This is a genomic window from Actinomadura kijaniata (assembly GCF_014138665.1).
Taxonomy (GTDB): domain Bacteria; phylum Actinomycetota; class Actinomycetes; order Streptosporangiales; family Streptosporangiaceae; genus Spirillospora; species Spirillospora kijaniata.
Genome location: NZ_JACJIA010000001.1, coordinates 616,542 through 633,790, shown reverse-complemented (window position 1 = coordinate 633,790; position 17,249 = coordinate 616,542). Strand labels below are relative to the sequence as shown.

The following is a 17,249-nucleotide window of genomic DNA, read 5'->3' as shown; positions in this document are numbered from 1 at the left end:
TCAGGTGGGGGTGCGCAGGCCGCGGCGCTGGAGCAGGACGGCGGCCACGATGATCGCGCCCTTGGCGATCAGCTGGTCGCTGGTCTGCAGGCCGTTGAGGATGAACAGGTTGGTGATGAGCGTGAACACGAGCACGCCGAGGATCGAGCCGACCAGCGAGCCGCGCCCGCCGGTCAGCAGCGTGCCGCCGATGATGACGGCCGCGATCGCGTCCAGCTCGTACAGGTCGCCGTGGGTGCTGGAGCCGGTGGTGGTGCGGGCCATGATGATGATCGCGGCGATGCCGCAGCACAGCCCGGACAGCGCGTACAACAGCAGGGTGTGGCGGCGCACGTCGATGCCGGCCAGCCGCGCCGCCTCGGGGTTGCCGCCGACGGCGAACGTGCGCCGCCCGAACGTGGTGCGGTTCAGCAGCACCCATCCGGCGGCGGCGACGGCCGCGAAGACGAACACCACCGGCGGCAGCCCGAGGATCCGGCCGGTGGACAGCGCCTCGATGGCGTCGTTCTCGGGCCGGACGAGCTGGGTCCTGCGGTCGGACATGCGCTGGGCGAGGCCGCGCGCGGCCACCAGCATGGCCAGGGTGGCGATGAACGGCACCAGGCGCCCGTAGGAGATGAGCAGGCCGTTGACGAGCCCCGCGCCGGTGCCGACGAGGACCGCGCACAGCACCATCACCGCCGGGCCGTAGGACTGGGTCGCCAGCGTCGTCGCCCACACCGAGGCCAGCGCCATCAGCGCGCCCACCGACAGGTCGATGCCGCCCCCGATGATCACGAAGGTCATGCCGACGGTGATGACGCCGATGGTGGAGGCCAGCGCGAGCACGCCGACCAGGTTGGCGGAGGTGGCGAAGTTGTCGGGCCGGGTCACCAGGCCGACCAGCGCCAGCAGCACCAGCGCGGCGACCAGCCCGGCGTGCCGCACCTCGCGCCGCAGCCGCGGCGGGGCGGGCGCGGCGGGGCGGGAATCGGTGATCACAGGGCGCTCCCTTCCATGATCATTTCAAGTACGGCGGCCTCGTCCAGCCCCCGGGCGTCGCCCTGGTGGACGACGCGGCCCTCGCGGACCACCAGCACCCGGTCGGCCAGGCCCAGCACCTCGGGCACCTCGCTGGACACCAGCAGCACCCCGATCCCCCGGTCGGCCAGCCCCCGGATCAGCGCGTACAGCTCGGCGCGCGCCCCGACGTCCACGCCGCGCGTCGGCTCGTCCAGCACCAGCAGCCGCCGGTCGCCGACCAGCCAGCGGGCCAGCACGACCTTCTGCTGGTTGCCGCCCGACAGCGTCCCGACCGCGCGGTCGGGATCGCCGGGGCGGATGTCGAGGGCCCGGACCAGGGTGTCGACCTCGCCGCGTTCGCGCCGCCGGTCCAGCCAGCCGAGCTTCGAGAAGCGGGGCAGCGAGGCGACGCCGACGTTGGCGGTGACGCTCTGGTCCAGCAGCAGCGCCTGGCTCTTGCGCTCCTCGGGCGCCAGGCCCATGCCGCGCCGCACGGCCGCGCCGGTGGAGCCGGGGCGGACCGGCCGCCCGTCGACCAGGACCCGCCCGGCGCCGGGGCGGCGGGCGCCGTAGACGGTCTCCAGGATCTCCGAGCGGCCGGAGCCCACCAGCCCCGCCAGGCCGACGATCTCGCCCGCGCGCACGGTGAACGACACGTCCGCGAACACCCCCGGCAGCGTCAGCCCCTCCACCCGCAGCACCTCGGGACGGTCGTCCAGGGTGGCGGCGGGGGGCCGGTCGGGGAACGCGGAGCTGGTCTCGCGGCCGGTCATCAGCGCCACGATCCGGTCGGTGGGGGTGTCGTCGGCGGCCAGGCCGCGCGCCACCGTCCGCCCGTCCTTCAGGACCGTGATCCGGTCGCCGATCTCGCGGATCTCCGCCAGCCGGTGCGAGATGTAGACGACGGCGACCCCGGCGGCGGTCAGCTCCCGGATGATCCGGAACAGGTTGCCGACCTCGTCGTGGGCCAGCGCCGCCGACGGCTCGTCCATCACGATCAGCCGGGCGTCGTGCGACAGCGCCCGCGCCATGCTGACGACCTGCTTGCCCGCCGCCGGGAGCCGCCCGACCTCCCGGCCCGGCGGGATCTCGCCGTGGCCGAGGCGGTCCAGCAGCCCGTGCGCGCGGCGCTCGGCCTCGCGCCGCCGGGTGAAGCCGAGGCGGGCGCGCTCGTGGCCGAGGAAGACGTTGTCGGCGACCGACAGCCCGTCCACCAGGTCGAGCTCCTGGTAGATGGTGGCGATCCCGGCGCGCATCGCGGCGGTGGGGTGGGCCGGGCGGAACGGCCGGCCGTCCAGCTCGATCTCCCCGGCGTCGGGCCGGTACGCCCCGGCCAGGATCTTGATGAGGGTGGACTTGCCCGCGCCGTTCTGGCCGAGCAGGCAGTGCACCTCGCCCGCCCGCACGTCGAGGTCGACGCCGTCGAGGGCGCGCACGCCGGGGAACTCCTTGACGATGCCGCGCATCGTCAGCAGCGTCTGCTGCTCGCCCATCGGGGCCTCCGCGGGTTAGACGGCGAACACGTGGTCGCTGATGAGCCGGACCCCGCCGATCACTCCGGCGGACCCGGCCAGTTCGGACAGCACGATCGGGAGGTTGCCGGTCGCCAGCGGCAGCGACCGGCGGTAGACGACACTGCGGATCTCGGCGAGCAGCGCGTGGCCGAGCCCGGCGACGCCGCCCGCGATGATGACCAGTCCGGGGTTGAAGAAGCTGACCAGGCCGGCGAGCACCTGCCCCACGTGCCGCCCGCCCTCGCGCACCAGCCCGACCGCCACCGGGTCGCCGCCCGCGGCGGCGGTGGCGACGTCCTCGGCGGTGAGCGCCGGGCGGTCCCCGAGCAGGCCCGCCAGGCGTTCGGACCGTCCCGACCGGGCGGCCTCGGTGGCGTCGCGGGCCAGCGCCGCGCCGCCGAAGTAGGCCTCCAGGCAGCCGGTGTTCCCGCAGGCGCAGACCGGGCCGTCGTCGTCGACGCGGATGTGCCCGATGTCCCCGGCGCTTCCCGACACGCCCCGGTAGATCGCGCCGTCCACGACGATCCCGCACCCGATGCCGGTGCCGATCTTCACCAGCAGGAAGTCGTCGACGGCCCTGGCCAGGCCCGCGTGCAGCTCGCCGAGGGCCATGAGGTTCACGTCGTTGTCGACCAGCACCGGGCAGCCGAGCTCCTGCCCGATCGCCGCCCGCACCGGGAACCGGTCCCAGCCCGGCATGATCGGCGGCGCGACCGGGATGCCCTCGCGGAACGACACCGGGCCCGGCACCCCGATCCCGGTGCCGTGCACCGCGCCGGGGATGAGGTCCTGCTCGCGCAGCTTGCCGAGCAGGTCCAGGGCGCGTTCCAGCACCACGGTCGCGCCCTGCCGCACGTCGCACTCCTCGCTCAGGTGGCCGAGGACGTTCAGCTCCCCGTCGGTGACCGCGACGTCCACGGAGGTGGCCCCGATGTCGAACGCCACGAACCGCAGCCCCGGCGCCAGCCGCACGATCTCCGACCGCCGCCCGCCGCGCGAGGCCGCCAGCCCGGCGGTCTCCACCAGCCCGAGCGCGACCAGCCGGTCCAGCTCCACGGCCAGCTTCGACCGCGACAGCCGGACGACGTCCCCGAGCTCGGCCCGCGAGCGGGGACCCTCGTCCCGCAACAGCCGCAGCAGCCGCGCCTGGTGCGCGTTCTGGGGCCGCGCCGTCATCCGCATCACGCCGTCCCTTCGGGGTCGGGAGCAGTGTGACGAAGGTAACTCCCTTTCGCCGCAAGGAGAAGACTCTTTCACCTGAAAATCCCGAACTTTCTCCTTTGACAGGACAAAGTCAGGCGGGCGGCCGTGGCGTCCATGTCCGGATGTGACAGAACGCCGTCATTGCGGTCACCCGCGATCACGGTGACCATGGACGCATGCCCACCACCCGCCGCGTCGTCATCGCGGTCTTCACCGACGTCGACCTCCTCGACGTCACCGGCCCGGCCGAGGTGTTCGCCCTGGCCAACCGGGAGACCGGCGGCCGGGCGGGCTACCGGGTGCAGCTCGCGGGCCGGGAGCCCGGCACCGTCACCACGTCGGCGGGGGTGCGGCTGGTCGCCGACCTCTCGTTCGCCGAGGTCGACGGCGTGGTCGACACCCTGCTGGTCCCCGGCGCGGTGGACATGCGCCCCGGCGGGCCGGTCGCCCGGATCGACCGGGACGTGGTGGCCTGGCTGCGGACGGCCGCGCCCTCGGCCCGGCGGGTGGCGTCGGTGTGCGTGGGCGCGCACCTGCTGGCGGCGGCCGGCCTGCTGGACGGCAGGACGGCCACCACCCACTGGTCGACCGCCGCGCAGCTCGCGGCCGACCACCCCGAGGTGACGGTCGACCCCGACCCGATCTTCGTGCGGAGCGGCGACGTGTGGACCGGGGCGGGCATCAGCGCCTGCATGGACCTGGCGCTGGCGCTGGTCGCCGAGGACCTGGGCGAGGAGGTCGCCCTGGCGGTGGCCCGGCAGCTGGTCATGTACCTCAAGCGCCAGGGCGGGCAGAGCCAGTTCTCGGTCCCGCTGAGCAGGCCCCCCGCCTCCCGCCGGGACATCGACGAGCTGCGGGTCTTCATCGCCGAGAACCTGGACGGCGACCTGTCCGCGGCCGCCCTCGCCGAGCGGATGTGCCTGAGCGAACGCCACTTCGCCCGGGTCTTCCGCCAGGAGGCCGGCACCACGCCGGCCGCCTACGTCGAGGCCGCCCGGGTGGAGGCGGCCCGCCGCCTGCTGGAGGGCACCGACCAGCCGCTGGACCGGGTCGCCGCCGCCTGCGGGCTCGGCTCGGTGGAGACGCTCCACCGCGCGCTGCGCAAGCAGATCGGCACCACCCCGGCGGCCTACCGCCGCCGCTTCCGCACCACCGCCTGAGCCTTCCGTTCCCCGGGCGGGACGCGACCGCGCCCGCCCGCCAACCTCTATTTCCGACAGGGAGTATCTGTTATGACCGTTTCCCCGAGCCTGCGCGACGTGGTCGGCCTCGACGACCGGCCGCCCCGCCTCGCCGACGCCGCCCTCGTCATGATCGATTTCCAGAACACCTACCGCACCGGCGTCATGGCGCTCGACGGCGCCGAACCGGCCCTCGCGGCCGGGGCCCGCCTGCTGTCCGCCGCCCGCGCCGCGGGCGCCCCGGTCGTGCACGTCGTCAACGACGGCGGCGAGGGCACCCCCTACGACGTCCGCGCCGAGATCGGGGCCATCAGCGCCGAGGTCGCCCCCGCCGACGGCGAGCCCGTCGTGGTCAAGCGGACCCCCGACGCCTTCCACGGCACCGACCTGGACAGGACCCTGCGCGACCTCGGCGTGGGCGAGGACCTGGTGCTGGCCGGCTTCATGACCCACATGTGCGTCGCCTTCACCGCCCAGGGCGCGTTCGCCCTCGGCTACCGCCCCACCGTCGTGGCCGAGGCCACCGCCACCCGGCCGCTGACCGCGCCCGACGGCTCCGTGGTGACCGCCGCCGCCCTCCAGACGGCCGCCCTGACCACGATCGGCGACCTGTTCGGCGTCATCGCCCCCACCGTCGACGACCTCCCCGCCTAGGGGTCGCCGCACCGGGGGCCCCGGCCACCGCGCGAGGCACGTGATCCGTCCGGACGTCGTGCGCCGTCCCTTGGGAACACCGCCTAACCGGACGCCGGTGGTTCCGCGCCCGCCGCGGGGCGGGCGCGGAACGTGTCGCGCCACGGCCGGGGTGCGACGCCGGTGGCGGAGCCGACCCGGCGGGCGGCGGCGTCGACGGGCGGGTCGGTGCTCTCCGGCAGCCGCTACGCGTGCAGGACGCGCTGGACGAGGCGTTCGGGCACGCCGGACTCCGCGACCGGCTCACCCCGCTCGCTCCGGGCGCGTCGGTCGCGCCGCCCCGGTAGCCCGGCGGCGCGCCGTCCCGCCGCACGGTGCCGTGTGCGGCGGGACGCGGCGCGGCCGGGTCAGTGCGTGAGGGCGTTCGGGTCGCGGCGGCTCATCGTGCGCATGATGTGCTCCACCAGCGTGATGAGCACCTTCTTGGCCGACTCGCGGTCCCGGACGTCGCAGTTGATGACCGGGATGTCCGCCGACAGGTCCAGCGCGTCGCGCACCTGCTCCGGCGTGTGCCGGCCGGAGCCCTCGAAGTTGTTGACGCCGATGATGAACGGCACGTTGCGGCGTTCGAAGTAGTCCACCGAGGGGAAGCAGTCGGCCAGCCGGCGGGTGTCGACCAGCACGACCGCGCCGAGCGCGCCCTTGGCCAGCTCGTCCCACATGAACCAGAAGCGGTCCTGGCCCGGGGTGCCGAACACGAACAGCACCAGGCCGTTGGGCAGGGTGATCCGGCCGAAGTCCATCGCCACCGTCGTGGTGGTCTTCTGCGACACGGCGGAGGTGTCGTCGATCCCGATGCTCTTCTCGGTCAACGCCTCCTCGGTGCGCAGCGGCCGGATCTCGCTGACCGCGCTCACCAGGGTCGTCTTCCCGACGCCGAACCCGCCCGCCACCAGGATCTTGACGGTCAGCGCCGAGTCGCCCTGCGGGGCGGTCGCGTCAGAGCGCACGGATTCCATCGATCACATCCTTGAGTACGCGCTCGCCGGGGAACAGGGCGACCGGCGCGGGGCGCCGGACCTCGATCCGCGAGCGGTCGAGCAGGTCGCCGAGCAGGACCCGGACGACTCCGAGGGGGAGTTCCAGTTCCGACGCTATCTCGACAACCGACAACGGGGTGCGGCAAAGCTCCAAGATCATCTCATGTTCCGGGTCCGGAACCCATGGCCGAGTGGCCGCCGCCCCGTCCTCACCCGCCGGATCACGGGTGAGGATCAGGGCGACGAGGTCGAACTCGCCCTCGTGGCGCGTGCGGCCGCCGGTGAGCGCGTAGGGGCGCACCACCGGCCCGGCCTCGTCGTCCAGCCAGGCCGCGCCCGGCGGACCCGGCTCACCACCGGTCCGCGACATGTCAGACGCCGCCCGGGTTGCCCGCACCCGCCGACGCGGCCGTCCGCGGGTCGACCGACAGGTGCTGTCCCACGCGCGTCACGAGCATCGCCATCTCGTAGGCGATGATGCCGAGGTCGGCGTCGGCGTCGGCGAGCACCGCCAGGCACGCGCCGCGCCCGGCGGCGGTGACGAACAGGAACGCGTGCTCCATCTCCACGATGGTCTGCCGTACCGCGCCGCCCCGGAACGACTCGCCCGCGCCGCGCGCCAGGCTCTGGAAGCTGGCGGCCACGGCCGACAGGTGCTCGGACTCCTCGCGGGTGAGTCCCTGGGAGGCGGCCATCAGCAGACCGTCGCCGGACAGCACCACCGCGTTCTGCACCTGGGCGACGCGCTGGACGAGGCTGTCCAGCAGCCAGTTCAGCTCGCCGTTCGCCGGGTCGCCGGCATGCTGGGGAAGGGTCATCGGGTGTCGTCCTCCTCGGGGGCTGCTTGCTCGGAAGCTTGCTCGGAAGCCTGCTCGTGCGGACGCCCGGCGGCCCGCGCCTCGTCGCGGCCGCGCTGCCAGCCGCTCTGCATGGCCGACAGCATGGACCGCATCGCCTCGGGCGAGCGTTCGGGACCGGGTTCGGGAACGGGCGCCGCCAGCGGCGCCGCGGGCTCCGCGGCGGGCCGTGCGGCCTGCGCGGGGGGCGCGGGCGGCGCGGGGGGTGCGGCCGGTTCGGGCGGCGGGGGCCGGTCGAACGCCGCCTGCCGCCGCTCCTGCGTGCGGTCGCGGAGCTGCGGGGCCATGTGCTGCTGGCGCCGCCGCCTGGGCAGCCCGTCGGCGGTCAGCTCCGGCGCGGGCGGCGACGGCGCGGGGCCGGTGGGCGGCTCGGGCTCGGGCATGGGCTCGGGCATGGGCTCGGACACCAGCCGCACCACGCTCTGCTGCGCGGTCGTCGTGCCGGTCCCGGCGCCGCCGGCGGGCGCGCCGGCCGGCAGCGTCACCGGGCCGGTCGCGCGGCGCGCCGCCGGCTCCGGCTCCGGCACGTCCGTGACCAGGTTGGCGGGCAGCAGCGCGATGGCGGTGGTGCCGCCGTAGGCGGACTGCCGCAGCGTGACCCGGATGTCGTGCCGCCGGGCCAGCCGCGCCACCACGAACAGGCCGAGGCGGGCGCTGTCGGAGGGGTCGAACTCCGGCGGGTCGGCCAGCTTGTCGTTGGCGGACTGGAGCGCCTCGGGCGTCATGCCGAGGCCGCGGTCCTCGATCTCGATGGCGAAGCCGTTGCCGACCGCGTGCCCGCTGACCAGCACCGGCGCCTGCGGCGGGGAGTAGGAGGTGGCGTTCTCGACCAGCTCGGCCAGCAGGTGGATGACGTCGGCGACGGCGGCGCCCACCAGCGCCACCCTCGGTAGCTGCTGCACCCGCACCCGCGGGTAGTCCTCCACCTCGGCGACCGCGCCGCGCACCACGTCCACCAGCGGGACGGGCCGCCGCCAGCCGCGGCCGGCGTGCTTGCCCGCCAGGATGACCAGGCCCTCGGCGTGCCGCCGCATGCGGGTGGCCAGGTGGTCCAGCCGGAACAGGTCGGACAGCTCGGCCGGGTCCTCGGTGCGGTGCTCCATGGTGTCGAGCAGGCTGAGCTGGCGGTGCAGCAGCACCTGGTTGCGGCGGGCGAGGTTGACGAACACCTCGCTGAGGCCGCGCCGCACGGCGATCTCGCGGGCGGCCGCGACGAGCACGGCGTCGCGCGTGGCCACGAACGACTCGGAGATCTCGCGGATCTCGGCGATCCGGTAGTCGGCCGCGGGGGGCTCGTCGGCGGGGTCCACCGAGTCCCCGGCGCGGACCTGGTCGGCCAGCAGCGGCAGCCGCTTGCGGGCGAAGTCGCCGACGGCCCCGGCCAGGGCGCGGCACTCGCGCAGCAGCCGCCGGGAGATCCGGACCGCGATGTAGGACGACAGCACGACCGCGACCAGGCCGAGGAGCCCGGCCAGGCCCAGCGGGGCGAGCGTGTTGATCGCGATGCCGGTGGCGCGTTCGGTCACGCCCGCCAGCACCGAGTTCTCGAACGCGTAGAGCCGCTCCGTCACCTGGTCCACGGCGCCGCGCCAGGCGGCCGGGTCCACCGGCAGGTTCGTCCGGACGGCGCTGGAGGTCTTGGTGGGGTCGGGCTGCTGGTGGTCGTCGGGGTGCCGGTCGTCGGGCTGCCGGCCGGTGGGCTGCTGCTGCCGGTCGGGCTGCTGGCCGGTGGGCGGGGCCGCGTTCTGCTCGTCGTTGGTGCGGGTGGTGCGCGTCTCCCGGCCGGTGTCGCGCATGACCTGCTCCTCCAGCCTCCGCAACTGCTGGAACGGCGGGCTGGCGGCCATGTCCCGGTAGCGGGCGGCGTCGGCGGGCGGCAGGTTCGGCGCGGTGTCGGCGTACAGGTTCCGCTGCGCGCCGACGAACTGGGCGAACTCGGCGCGTTCGGCGGCGGTGAGGCGGCCGGCCGACAGCGCGCCGGTGAGCAGCGCGTCCTCGCGCGCCAGGAACTCGCGGGCGCGGCCCACGGCGGTGAGGACGCGCGCGTCGGTGGCGATCCGGCCGTCCGACGGGACGGCCGCGTTGTAGATCGCGAACCCGGCGTCGATCATGCCGGAGACCTCGGCCAGCACCCGCTGCCGGTCGACGGTGTGGAAGTCGTTCGGGTGCTCGACGGCGGTGTGGGCGTCGACGGTGCGGCGGATCGATCCCAGCACCTGCATCCGCGCCACCAGCGCGTCGATCCGGGCGCGCACGGCGGGGACGACCGCCTCCCGCAGGTCGCCGTCCCGGGCGTTGCGCTCGACGACGGCGCGCGCCGCGTCGGTCGCGCGCCGCTGCGCGTCCAGGCCGCTGCGGTCGGCGTTCGCCGGGGCCCCGAGCTGCCACAGCGAGAGCCGGCGTTCCTTCTGCAGCTCGCTGATGAGCTTCTGGGTCGGCAGCAGCGACCTGTCCTGGAACCGCTTGCCGTTCATCAGTTGCACGGCGTCGCCGTAGGTCACGGACGTCACGAACGCCCACAGCGCGACCAGCGACAGCAGCGGGACGAGGATCAGCGTCGTGATCCTCGCCCGCACGGACGACAGGCGCCGGGCCAACATGTGGTGGAAAACCTCCCTTTGCGGGGGTGTGTGGAGGTCTGCCGGAGCCTACTACGTGATGGGATCTCCGGGGTCAGGGATCGGGGTCGCTCCCGGTCACACCGCCGTCGCGCGGTGTCCGTCGTCGGCGGCGTCGGGCAGGCTCAGCACGTGCTCGACCAGCCTGATCAGCACCTGCTTGCAGGACTCGCGGCGCCGCACGTCGCACAGCACCACCGGCACGTCCGGGTCGAGGTCGAGCGCGATGGCGATGTCCTCGGCGCGGTGCGTCTCGGCCCCCTCGAAGCAGTTGACCGCCACGACGAACGGCGTGCCGCGCCGCTCGAAGTAGTCGACCGACGGGAAGCAGTCGGTCAGCCGCCGGGTGTCGGCCAGCACGACCGCGCCCAGCGCGCCCTGCGCCAGCTCGTCCCACATGAACCAGAACCGCTCCTGGCCCGGCGTGCCGAACAGGTACAGCACCAGCCGCTCGGTCAGCGTGATGCGGCCGAAGTCCATCGCCACGGTGGTGGTCGTCTTGCGTTCCACGCCCGAGGTGTCGTCGACGTCCACGCCGCGCTCGGTGAGCGGCTCCTCGGTGTGCAGCGGCCGGATCTCGCTGATCGAGCCGACCATCGTCGTCTTGCCGACGCCGAACCCGCCCGCCACCAGGATCTTGGTGGTGACCAGCGGCGGCCCGTCGTCGGGCGTTCCCTCGGGGAACGTCCCGTCAGAGCGCGCGGAGCCCATCCAGCACCTCCCTCAGCACCCCCACGTTGGGGCGGCCGTCGCTGCGTTCGATCGTCGCGACCACCCGGACCAGGCCGTCGTCGCGCAGGTCGCCCAGCATCACCCGGACCACGCCGATCGGCAGGCCCAGGTCGGCGGCCAGGTCGGCGACCGGGACCGGGCGCGCGCAGCGCGCCAGGATCCGCCGGTGCTCGGGCCCGTAGCGCCACCGCCGCGCGGGCGGCTTCCCGGTCGCCGCGACCACCGCGATCAGGTCGAACGTTCCACCCTCCGGCCGGGTGCGCCCGCGCGTCATCGCGTAGGGGCGCACGACCGGCCCGGCCTCCTGGTCCAGCCACTCGTGGCCGGTGTCGCGTCCGGCGCGCCGGTCCTCGCGGTCCCCGTCGCCGAACCATCCGTCCGCCGCCACCGCGGTCAGCTCCCGCTGGTGCGCGGCGCGGCCTGCAGGTGCCGGCCGACCCGCTTGACCAGCACGGCCATCTCGTAGGCGATCAGGCCCGCGTCGGCGTCGGCGGTGGCCAGCACCGCCAGGCAGGTGCCGTCCCCGGCGGCGGTGACGAACAGCAGCGCGTTGTCCATCTCGATGATCGTCTGTCGCACGTTGCCGCCGTCGAAGTGGCGGCCGGCGCCGCGCGCCAGGCTCTGCACGCCCGCCGCCAGCGCCGACAGGTGCTCGGCGTCCTCGCGGGCCAGCTCGCGGGAGGCCGCCACCGCCAGCCCGTCGCGGGACAGGATCACCGCCTGACGGACGGCGGGAACGCGGTCGGCCAGATCGTTGAGCAGCCAGTCCAGCTCGCCTGTCGCGGTGCCGTGCATCATCGGATCCCCTCATGCTCGTGGTGCTCTCGCCCGGATTCGGGCTCGTCCCGGTCGGCGTCGCGGCCGCGACGCCATCCGCTCTGGATCGACGACATCAGGGAGCGCGCCTGCTCGGGCGAGCGCACGACGACGCCGTGCGCGTTCTCCTCCACAGGCGGCGGTGTGACCCGTCCGTCGTCGCGCAGTTGCGGGGCCAGGTTCTGTTGGCGCCTCCGCCGGGGCAGGCCCGCGTGGGTGTCGGCGGGGTCGCTGTCGGCGGGAGCGGTCTCGGTGGGAGCGGTCGTGGCGGGGGACGTGGGAAGCGGTCGTGGCTCCGGTGCGGGCGGCGCGTCGTTCCGCGCCGGGTCCGCCCAGCGGGCGCCGTCGTCGAACCACGGGTTCACGGCGTGCGGGAGCGCGGCCGGTCCGGCGGGGGGCCCGGTGGGAGGTTCGGTGGACGGCGCGGAGGGCGGCAGGTCCCACACGATCGTGGGTTCGAGGGCGGGCTCGGGGGCGGGCTCGGGCTCGGGCCAGGGCTCGAAGCCGCGCTCGGGCTCGGGCGGCGGCGCGAAGACCGGCTCGGCGGCGGCGCCGGGCAGCGGCACCACCGGGGCGGGGACGTCCGGGCCGGACGCGGGCTCCGGCTCCGGGCCCGCCTCCACGCCCGGCTCCGCGCCCGCCTCCACGCCCGGCTCCATGACGAACTCGGTGGTGGACCCGGTGGCGGACCCGGTGGCCGGCTCCTGCTCCGGCGCGGGTTCGGGGGCGTCGGGGTCGAAGTCCTCGGCGGACACCACCAGGTCGTGCGGCAGCAGGGCGACCGCCGAGACGCCGCCGTACGGGGAGCGCCGCAGCGACACCTGGATGTGGTGCCGGGCCGCCAGCCGCGCCACCACGAACAGGCCGAGCTGGTCGGTGTCCACCAGGTCGAAGTCCGGCGGGGCGGCCAGCCGCCGGTTGATCTCGGCCAGCTCGTCGGGCGCGATGCCGAGGCCGCGGTCCTCGATCTCGATGACGAAGCCGTTGCCGACCCGCTCGGCCATCATCCGGATCTCGGTGCCGGGCGGCGAGAACGCGGTGGCGTTCTCCAGCAGCTCGGCCAGCAGGTGGATCACGTCGGCGACGGCCGCGCCGACCAGCGCGTCGTCGGACTCGGTCAGCACCGAGATCCGGGTGTAGTCCTCCACCTCGGCGACCGCGCCGCGCAGCACGTCGGCGAGCGCGACCGGACGGCGCCAGCCCCGGCCGGGGGTCGCGCCGGACAGGATGATCAGGCTCTCGGCGTGCCGCCGCATGCGGGTGGTGAGGTGGTCCAGCTTGAACAGGTCGGCCAGGTCGTCGGCCTCGGCGCGGCTCTCCAGCGTGTCCAGCATCTTGAGCTGGCGGTGCAGCAGCGACTGGTTGCGGCGGGCGATGTTGAGGAACAGGGCGCGCACGCCCTCGCGCAGCTCGGCCTGGCCGACGGCCGCCTCCACGGCGGTCCGCTGCACGGCCCCGAACGCCGCCGCGACCTGCGCGATCTCGGTGGTGCGCCCGCTGGCCGGCGGCGGGGCCTCGGCGTCGGCGTCGATCCGGTCGCCGCGCACCAGCCGGGCGACGACGCCGGGCAGCCGGTTCTCGGCCATGTCCTGCGCGGACCGGCGCAGCCCGGTCAGCTCGCGGATCAGGTCGCGGCCCAGCCGCACCGACAGCACGAGCGAGGCGCCCACCGCGACCAGGCCGAGGCCGCCCGCCAGGCCGAGCATCAGCAGGATCCGGTCGCCGCGGGCGTGCTGCTCGTCGCGCAACTGCGCCAGGCTCTTGCCGTGGGCGTCGTTGATCGTGACGAGCATCGGATCGACGAGCGCCGACCACCGGGCGGGGTCGACCGTGCCGCGCCGGGTGCCGGTGTCGGCGATCTCGTTCTCCATCGCCTGGAAGGAGGTGAACGCCGTGGAGGTCAGGGAGGGGCGCAGCACGCGGCCGTGGTGCCCGGCGTCCATCTGGGCCCGCTGGTGCTCCCAGAGCTGCCGCTGCCGCCCCACCAGCTCCACGAACGCCCGGTGCTGGGCGGCGGTGAGCCGCCCGTTGACCGCCCCGGCGACCAGCGCGCTCTCGCGCATCACGAGGTCCATGGCGCGGCCGCCGTTCACGATGGCCGCGCCCCACTGGTTCAGCCGGGCGTCGTCGGTGAGCAGCGTGTGGTCGGAGAACTCGTAGATGGTGTCCACGACGCCGCCGTAGGCGGCGACGACGGCGACGTGGTCCATGGTCTGCCCGTCGACGGCGTCGCGCACGTCCTTGAGGCCGTCGAGCCGCCGCAGCGCGTCGTTCAGCAGCCGGACGCGGGTCGAGCCGTCGTCCGACGCCGCGTCGAGCTCCTCCCGGGAGCGCTGGCGGAACACCGCGACCTTCGCGTCGGTGGCGGCGCGGGCCTGCTGGACCTTCTCGCGGGAGGCGGGCTCGGCGCCCACGGCGGCGGCCGAGACCCGGCGCTCGGCGCCGAGCGCGAACACCGTGTCCTGGATGATGTCGGCGAGCCGTTCGATGGAGCCCTCGGACCGGCGCTGGCCCATCGCGTCGCCCAGGGTGAGCGCCGCGGCGAAGGTCCACAGCCCCGCCAGCGACAGCAACGGGACCACGAGCAAGGTCACGATCCTGGAACGAATCGATCGTGTGCTGGGCTGACTCATGACACCTCGCGGCTATAGCCCCCCTGGTCGGCGGAGTTGGCCGAGATCTTAAGGGGACCACGTAGAATGATCGCAAGCCCTCCTTAAATCGGTACATAACTCGTGACTTTCCACCCCGCCCGTACGGTCACAATTCGCTGCTGATCCAGCACCGCGCCGGTCGGACGGCCACCGATCGGCGTTACCATTCCCGCCGTGAGTCCCGAAAGCCAGGCATCCGAGGCACTTCCGTCGCGACGCCGCCGCGCCCTCCGCGGCGGGCGGCACCGCGGCGACGAGTCGTTCCTGCTCCCCCCCGGTTCCCCCGCCCTGGTCCTGGCGGTGCCCGGCTCGGCCGCGCGTCCCGGTGCGGCGGTCGCCGCCGAACTGGCCCGACTGGTGGAGATCGAGCACACCGGGCAGCCCGCGCTGGTCGGCTTCCTGGAGGGCGGCGAGCAGGCGCTCGGCCCGCTGCTGGGCGGCCTGCGCCAGCAGCGGCCCGACGAGCCCGCGGCCGTGGTCGTCCCGCTGATCACCGGGCCCGACCCGGCGGTCCGGCACGCGGTGGCGCACGCGGTGGCGCAGGCCCCGGCCCCGATGCTGGCGGCCGAGCCGCTCGGCCCGCACCCGTTCATCGCCGAGGCGCTGCACGACCGGCTGGCCGACGCGGGGCTGGCGCGCGCCGACCGCATCCGCATGATGACCATGGTCACCGAGGCGGGCGGCATCATCGTGGCGACCCCGGGCGGCGCCGAGGCGGTCCGGCAGGCCGAGATCACCAGCGTGCTGCTGGCCTCGCGGCTGGCCACGCCGGTGTTCACCGCCTCGCTCGACGACGAGGCGGGCGTCAAGGCCGCCGCCGAGCAGCTTCGCCTGGCGGGCGCGCACTCGGTGGCCGTCGCCCCGCACCTGATCGGGCCGGAGGCCGATGCGGGCCGGGTCGCGGCCGCCGCGTCCGTCGCGGGCGGGCGGCACGCCGCCCCGCTGGGCGCGCACCCGGCGCTGGCGCGGCTGGCGGCGCTGCGCTACGTCGAGGCGCTGGCGGCGGCCCTGTCCGGCAACGGCTGAGCCCCGCCGCGCGACCGGGACGCGACGACGACCCGCCACGTCCTGGCACGTGGCGGGTCGTCGCGCTGTTCGGCGGGACCGGTCAGCGGTTCCGGAACTCCGGGCGGCGCTTCTCCAGCGCCGCCGTCATGCCCTCCGCCAGGTCCTCGGTGAAGAACGCCAGCGTCTGGATCCCCGTCTCGGCCATGAGCTGCTGGCGCAGCCCGGGCGCGTCCAGGGACAGGTTGAGCAGCTCCTTGGTGCGGCGCAGCCCGTAGGGGGAGCGGGCGAGCAGCTCGTCGGCGAGCGCGTGCGCGCCCGCCAGGTCCCCGCCCTCCCCGGCCCGCTCGGTGACCAGGCCCAGCGCGTCGGCCTCGTCGAGGGTGAGCCGCCGCGCCCGGTAGAGGATCTCGGCCGCCCTGGCGGGGCCGACCAGCCGGGGCAGCAGCCACGACAGGCCGCAGTCCCCCGCCGACAGCCCCAGGTCCGTGAACGGCACCACGAACCGCGTCGTCGGGTCGGCCACGCGCAGGTCGCACGCCAGCGCCCAGGACACGCCCATCCCGGCCACCGGGCCGTGCAGCGCCGCGATGACCGGCTGCGGGATCTCCCGCAGCCGCGCGGTCACCTCGCCGCCGCGCGCGATGCCCCGGTAGATACGTTGGACGCGGCCCTCGCCGCCGCCCCCGGGGTCGCCGCCCTGCAGGTCCATGCCCGAGCAGAAGCTGCGGCCCTCGCCGGTGAGGATGACGACGCGGGTGTCGGCGTCGCGCATCAGCTCGTTGAGGACGTCGAGCATCTCCTCGGTCAGCGCCCCGGTGACGGCGTTCAGGCGCTCCGGGCGGGACAGGGTGATGGTGAGCACCCCGTCCCGCCGGTCGAGCTTGAGGTCTCCCATGGGGGACGGGTCAGGAGGTGAGCTGCTGGATCAGCGGGCCCATCTGCTCGCCCACGTTGCGGAAGACGGTCAGCGGCTCGTTGGCGCTGACCGCCGCCCAGTTGTCGCGCACCGCCTCGACGGTGAGGGTCTCCTTCTGGCCGTAGCCGGGGCCCTCCGCCACGAAGATCCTGGCGATGCGGCCGCCGCCGACGGTGTAGACCTCGCCGGAGTCCGGGACGTCCTCGTGCGCCAGCCACGCCACCAGCGGGGTGACCTGCTCCACGCCCAGCTTGTCGGCGAAGTCGGCCGGCAGCAGGTCCTCGGTCATGCGGGTCCAGGCGACCGGGGCGATGGCGTTGGCCTTGATGTTGTACTTGGCGCCCTCGTGGGCCAGGGTCTTGGTGAAGCCGACCAGGCCCATCTTGGCGGTGGCGTAGTTGGCCTGGCCGAAGTTGCCGAACAGGCCGGCCGGGGACGAGGTGTTGACGATCCGGCCGTAGGAGTTCTCCCGCAGGTGCGGCCAGGCGGCGCTGCTGACCAGGAACGAGCCGCGCAGGTGCACGGCGATGACCGCGTCGAACTCCTCCACGGTCATGTTCTTGAACGACTTGTCGCGCAGGATGCCCGCGTTGTTGACGACGATGTCGATCTTGCCGAACGCGTCCAGCGCCGTCTGGACGATCGCCTGCGCGCCCTCGGGGGTGGCGACGTTGTCGGGGTTGGCGACGGCCTCGCCGCCGTTCTTCCTGATCTCCTCGACGACCTCCTGGGCGGGGCCCGCCGAGGCGCCCGCGCCGGTGCGGTCGCCGCCCAGGTCGTTGACGACGACCTTGGCGCCGCGGGCGGCCAGCTCCAGCGCGTGCTGGCGGCCGAGGCCGTGCCCGGCCCCGGTGACGACCGCGACCCGACCGTCGTAGCGCAGTTCCGACATCCCTGTCTCCTCACGTCCGCACCCGACGCGCGCCGCACGCCGGTGGTGCCCGGCCAACTACGCCCCCGGGTAATCACCCGGGGGTTACCCAGTGGTACCACGAAAACCGAATCCCGCTCGGCGGCACCCCCGGCCGAGCGTCAGAAACCTGGAGGGTTCCTGGAAAATCGCGGCAAATCTCCG

16 protein-coding genes are annotated in these 17,249 nt (G+C 74.7%); 3 read left to right on the top strand and 13 right to left on the bottom strand.

Annotation, left to right across the window (positions count from 1 at the left end):
* The 3 genes from HNR61_RS02975 to HNR61_RS02965 are packed head-to-tail and all read right to left on the bottom strand — an operon-like array spanning position 1 to position 3,698.
* Positions 1-981 carry an ABC transporter permease gene (locus HNR61_RS02975; protein WP_312897738.1) on the bottom strand — a complete coding sequence of 327 codons (981 nt, stop codon included), beginning with the start codon at positions 979-981 and terminating at the stop codon, positions 1-3.
* Positions 978-2,495, bottom strand: a complete 1,518-nt coding sequence (locus HNR61_RS02970; protein WP_182841526.1) for a sugar ABC transporter ATP-binding protein — start codon at positions 2,493-2,495, stop codon at positions 978-980. Before HNR61_RS02970 ends, HNR61_RS02975 begins: the two co-directional genes overlap by 4 nt.
* Before the next feature lie 15 nt (positions 2,496-2,510).
* Entirely contained in the window at positions 2,511-3,698 is a 1,188-nt protein-coding gene (locus tag HNR61_RS02965; protein WP_220508871.1) for an ROK family transcriptional regulator, read from the bottom strand.
* 197 nt (positions 3,699-3,895) lie between these two features.
* Here HNR61_RS02965 and HNR61_RS02960 point away from each other — a divergent pair, with 197 nt between their 5' ends.
* Both HNR61_RS02960 and HNR61_RS02955 read left to right on the top strand, forming a co-directional pair.
* Positions 3,896-4,879, top strand: a complete 984-nt coding sequence (locus HNR61_RS02960) for a GlxA family transcriptional regulator (RefSeq protein WP_182841525.1) — start codon at positions 3,896-3,898, stop codon at positions 4,877-4,879.
* A 72-nt stretch (positions 4,880-4,951) separates the two neighbouring features.
* Complete coding sequence (locus HNR61_RS02955) at positions 4,952-5,554, top strand: isochorismatase family protein (protein WP_182841524.1); 603 nt, start codon at positions 4,952-4,954, stop codon at positions 5,552-5,554.
* 386 nt (positions 5,555-5,940) lie between these two features.
* Here the strand turns inward: HNR61_RS02955 and HNR61_RS02950 are convergent, their stop codons facing one another.
* From HNR61_RS02950 to HNR61_RS49015, 8 genes are all read right to left on the bottom strand, one after another.
* The gene (locus tag HNR61_RS02950) at positions 5,941-6,552 is read right to left on the bottom strand and encodes a GTP-binding protein (RefSeq protein ID WP_182841523.1); all 612 of its coding nucleotides are present in this window, start codon (positions 6,550-6,552) and stop codon (positions 5,941-5,943) included.
* Positions 6,533-6,943 carry a DUF742 domain-containing protein gene (locus HNR61_RS02945; RefSeq protein ID WP_067812489.1) on the bottom strand — a complete coding sequence of 137 codons (411 nt, stop codon included), beginning with the start codon at positions 6,941-6,943 and terminating at the stop codon, positions 6,533-6,535. The genes HNR61_RS02950 and HNR61_RS02945 overlap by 20 nt, the downstream gene beginning before the upstream one ends.
* Before the next feature lies 1 nt (position 6,944).
* On the bottom strand, positions 6,945-7,391 hold the full coding sequence (locus HNR61_RS02940; RefSeq protein ID WP_067812469.1) for a roadblock/LC7 domain-containing protein: 447 nt from the start codon (positions 7,389-7,391) through the stop codon (positions 6,945-6,947).
* A complete protein-coding gene (locus tag HNR61_RS02935) occupies positions 7,388-10,030 on the bottom strand; it encodes a sensor histidine kinase (RefSeq protein ID WP_246441929.1) in 2,643 nt (880 codons plus the stop codon). Before HNR61_RS02935 ends, HNR61_RS02940 begins: the two co-directional genes overlap by 4 nt.
* A 96-nt stretch (positions 10,031-10,126) precedes the next feature.
* A complete protein-coding gene (locus HNR61_RS02930; protein ID WP_182841522.1) occupies positions 10,127-10,759 on the bottom strand; it encodes a GTP-binding protein in 633 nt (210 codons plus the stop codon).
* On the bottom strand, positions 10,740-11,168 hold the full coding sequence (locus HNR61_RS02925; protein ID WP_245682090.1) for a DUF742 domain-containing protein: 429 nt from the start codon (positions 11,166-11,168) through the stop codon (positions 10,740-10,742). Before HNR61_RS02925 ends, HNR61_RS02930 begins: the two co-directional genes overlap by 20 nt.
* Before the next feature lie 5 nt (positions 11,169-11,173).
* On the bottom strand, positions 11,174-11,575 hold the full coding sequence (locus HNR61_RS02920; RefSeq protein WP_067833430.1) for a roadblock/LC7 domain-containing protein: 402 nt from the start codon (positions 11,573-11,575) through the stop codon (positions 11,174-11,176).
* The gene (locus tag HNR61_RS49015) at positions 11,575-14,190 is read right to left on the bottom strand and encodes a nitrate- and nitrite sensing domain-containing protein (protein WP_182841521.1); all 2,616 of its coding nucleotides are present in this window, start codon (positions 14,188-14,190) and stop codon (positions 11,575-11,577) included. The genes HNR61_RS02920 and HNR61_RS49015 overlap by 1 nt, the downstream gene beginning before the upstream one ends.
* Before the next feature lie 234 nt (positions 14,191-14,424).
* Here HNR61_RS49015 and HNR61_RS02910 point away from each other — a divergent pair, with 234 nt between their 5' ends.
* Positions 14,425-15,276, top strand: coding sequence for a sirohydrochlorin chelatase (locus HNR61_RS02910; RefSeq protein ID WP_182841520.1), 852 nt, complete (start codon positions 14,425-14,427; stop codon positions 15,274-15,276).
* Positions 15,277-15,358: 82 nt separating this feature from the next.
* Here the strand turns inward: HNR61_RS02910 and HNR61_RS02905 are convergent, their stop codons facing one another.
* Entirely contained in the window at positions 15,359-16,153 is a 795-nt protein-coding gene (locus tag HNR61_RS02905; protein ID WP_182841519.1) for an enoyl-CoA hydratase/isomerase family protein, read from the bottom strand.
* A gap of 10 nt (positions 16,154-16,163) precedes the next feature.
* Entirely contained in the window at positions 16,164-17,066 is a 903-nt protein-coding gene (locus tag HNR61_RS02900) for an SDR family oxidoreductase (RefSeq protein ID WP_182841518.1), read from the bottom strand.
* Positions 17,067-17,249: the final 183 nt, after the last annotated feature.